The organism is Mesorhizobium sp. M7A.F.Ca.CA.002.05.1.1 (assembly GCF_003998335.1).
Taxonomy (GTDB): domain Bacteria; phylum Pseudomonadota; class Alphaproteobacteria; order Rhizobiales; family Rhizobiaceae; genus Mesorhizobium.
Window position 1 is genome coordinate 1 of the sequence record NZ_RZQI01000680.1, and the last position, 3298, is coordinate 3298.

The 3298-nt window shown below is 60.4% G+C and carries 4 protein-coding genes and 1 pseudogene; 1 reads left to right on the top strand and 4 read right to left on the bottom strand.

The genetic code is table 11. The features are described 5' to 3' along the window. Positions 1–158 (top strand): annotated as a pseudogene (locus EN939_RS39865) (SET domain-containing protein); the annotation flags it as partial. Here EN939_RS39865 and EN939_RS26490 read toward each other — a convergent pair. The 4 genes from EN939_RS26490 to EN939_RS26505 form a co-directional block, all read right to left on the bottom strand. Next, positions 155–1105 (bottom strand): c-type cytochrome, encoded by a 951-nt coding sequence (locus EN939_RS26490; protein ID WP_127269952.1) that lies wholly within the window; start codon positions 1103–1105, stop codon positions 155–157. The pseudogene EN939_RS39865 and the gene EN939_RS26490 overlap by 4 nt on opposite strands. A 9-nt stretch (positions 1106–1114) precedes the next feature. Then, positions 1115–1552 (bottom strand): c-type cytochrome, encoded by a 438-nt coding sequence (locus EN939_RS26495; RefSeq protein WP_127269954.1) that lies wholly within the window; start codon positions 1550–1552, stop codon positions 1115–1117. 157 nt (positions 1553–1709) lie between these two features. Next, positions 1710–2309, bottom strand: coding sequence for a superoxide dismutase (locus tag EN939_RS26500; RefSeq protein ID WP_013532667.1), 600 nt, complete (start codon positions 2307–2309; stop codon positions 1710–1712). 106 nt (positions 2310–2415) lie between these two features. Beyond that, positions 2416–3294, bottom strand: coding sequence for a branched-chain amino acid aminotransferase (locus EN939_RS26505; protein WP_127269956.1), 879 nt, complete (start codon positions 3292–3294; stop codon positions 2416–2418). Positions 3295–3298 lie beyond the last annotated feature (4 nt).

A 3298-nucleotide genomic window follows, 5' to 3' on the forward strand; every position in this document is an offset into this window, starting at 1 on the left:
ATGCCGACGAGCCGAACTGCGACGTCTCCTCACCGGAGGAGAGCTTTGCGCTGCACGACATCGCGCCTGGCGAAGAGCTGACCTGCAACTACAACCATTTCTTCGAGACGGGTTTCGATTTTCTCGGCGACCGCCACCTGTCTGAAGACTCGGTCTAGTTTGCCGTCTTCTTGCGGGCCGGATAGCCGTTTGGATGCGCCGGTATCGCCTTCAGATAGGCGGCGATGGCCGCACGGTCCTGCGGCGTCAGTTCGGCCATGTTCCGTTGGACATCGACCATGGCGCCGCCGACCGAATCGAAATCGGGCGTGAAGCCGGTTTCGAGATAGTTGGCGATATCGGCCTCCGACCAGTCGGCGAGACCGCCCTCGCCCGATGTGATGTTCGGCACGACGCCATTGCCTTCGGCGGCCACGGCGCCCGCCAGCCACTCGTTCTTCTTCGTGCCGCCCGCAAGATCGCGCGGCGTGTGGCATTCGCCGCAATGGCCTGGCCCTTCGACCAGATAGCGGCCTGCCATCACCGGATCAGGCTTGCCTTCGGGGAAGGCAACAACCGGCTGATCGCTGAGATAGAGCAATTTCCACAGGCCGATGCCGCGGCGAATATTGAAGGGAAAACCGAGCGAATTGCCCGCTGCCTTGCCGGCGACGGCCGGCAACGTCTTCAAGAAGGCATAGAGATCGCCAATGTCAGCCGGATTCATGCGCGCGTAGGATGCATAGGGAAACGCCGGATAGAAATGCTCACCAGAAGGCGACACGCCCTTCAGCATGGCATTGGCGAGGTCCTCGACAGACCATGCGCCGATACCGTCCCTGGGATCTTGCGAAATGTTGGGCGGCACGAAGGTTCCGAACGGCGTCTTGAGTTCAAGGCCACCCACGAGTTGAAGCCGGGCGTCGCCCTGTGAGCCCGGCTTTGCATGGCAGGATGTGCAACCGCCGGCATAAAAGATGCGCTTGCCCCTGGCTGCGTCGCCAGGACCGAGCTTGGCCAGGGTTTCCCTGTCGAGCGTCACCGGCGCCGACAGGACCCACCCGGCAACCGCGCCGACGCCGCCCAGAATGACGACGGCGCCGACAAGTTTCTTCAGCCATGCCATGGCTGGTGATCAGCCCTTCTTGATTCTGTAGCCTTGATGGCAGGTGCCGCAATCCGAGCCGATAGCGCCGACTTGCGCCTTCAGCGCGTCGGCATCGGCGGGAGCCGCAGCGACCGCGGCCTTCACGTCTGCGAGATATTTGTCCTCGGCTGCGTTGAAGCCAGCCATGTCTTGCCAGATCTTCGGCGAGGCCGTGGTATCGCCGGTGTCGCTGCCGGCCGGGAACAGCGCATCGGCATCGAATTTTTCCGCATTCGCCTGCAACGCCTGAAGTTGCGTCAGCACAGCCGCGGCATCAAAGGGCTCCTCGCCCTTGACAACTTTCGACAGGCCGCCGACGATCTTTCCACGTTCCTTCATCAGTGCCTGCCGGTCGAGGACCGGGTCGGCAAAAGCCGCCGAGGCCGCGAGTGCGAGCATAGAGATGGCGATAACAAGCTTTCTCATTCAATTGGCTCCATGATGAAGGCATTTCGGGACAGGACGTTAACGGATGCCGTAGGAGGAAAATTCCCTCCCCGGACGACTTTTGCCAGATCTTTGCTTTTTATGGGACACTGAAAAAGAAAAGCCCCGGGTGATACCGGGGCTTCCTGGAAATCGATCACTTCGCCTTTTCGTACAATTCAAGGACATGGTCCCAGTTGATCAGGCTGTCGACGAACGCCTCGAGATATTTCGGCCGGGCGTTGCGATAGTCGATGTAATAGGAATGCTCCCAGACATCGACCCCGAGGATCGGCGACGCGCCATGGACGAGCGGGTTCTCGCCGTTCGGCGTCTTCGAGATCGCCAGCTTGCCATCCTTGACGGAAACCCAGGCCCAGCCGGAACCGAACTGGGTCGTGCCGGCGGCAATGAAGTCGGCCTTGAACTTGTCATAGCCACCGAGATCGCTATCAACTGCCTTCTGCAGGGCGCCCGGCAGCTTGTTGCCGCCGCCGCCTTTCTTCATCCACTTCCAGAAATGGATATGGTTGTAGTGCTGGGCGGCATTGTTGAAGAGGCCGGCATTCTTGCCGAACGACTGCTTGACCACCTCTTCGACCGACAGATCACCCAAGCCTGCCTCGGCGGCGAGCTTGTTTCCGTTATCGACATACGCCTTGTGGTGCTTGTCGTGGTGATATTCCAGCGTCTCTTTCGACATGTAAGGCTGCAAGGCCTCATAGTCGTAAGGCAGAGCGGGCAATTCAAAGGCCATGGATAGTACTCCCTCGTGGAAAAATCCGGTGTCGACACCGGAGTAAGATAGGTCTGGAATGGATTGGGACAACTCCGGATGAAGCGTCGGTCGCCTTTTTATCCGCTCAAGCAGCGGAAGTCGAATGCGCCCAATCCCAATAGAGTTCGCGCGCCTTTTTGGCCACCGGCCCGGGTTGCAGATTGCGATCCTCGATACGCGTGACCGGCACGACCTTGGAATGGTTCCCGGTCGAAAAAATTTCGTCCGCTTCGAGGAAATCGCGCACCGACAGCGTCTTTTCCGTGGTCTTGAACCCATACTCGCCAAGCAGCGTTATCGTGCGCGAGCGGGTGATGCCGGACAGGAAGGTGCCGTTCGGCGCCGGTGTAAAGACATGACCGTCCTTGACCAGGAAGATGTTCGAGGTCCCGGTCTCGGCAACGTTGCCCAGCATGTCGAGCACCATTGCGTTGTCGAAGCCGCGCATCTTGGCTTCGAGAATGGCCCGGCCGTTGTTGGGGTAAAGGCAGCCGGCCTTGGCGTTGGTCGGCATGGTTTCGATGGTCGGACGCCGGAACGGCGACACGGTCACCGAAAAGCCAGTCGCCGGAATCATCGGCGATTCATAGAGGCAAAGGCAAAAGCGGGTAGACGCCGGATCGGCCGGGACGCCCATATAGCCGCCATGCTCGGCCCAGTACATCGGCCTGATATAGACCGCCGTCTTGCCGTCGAACTTCTTCAACCCGTCCCATGTCAGCCCGACGATCTTGTCGGCGCTCATGTTCGGCTTCAGGCCGAGTGCGATCGCCGAAGAATTCACCCTGGCGGCATGGAGGTCGAGATCCGGCGCCACGCCTTCGAACCAGCGGCCACCGTCGAACACGCTGGTGCCGAGCCACATGGCGTGGCTGCGCGGCCCCAGAATGGCGACGTTGCCCTCGTGCCAATCACCATCGACGAAAGTCCATGTCGCGGATTGCGCCGCAGCCGCCAGTGTCATCGTG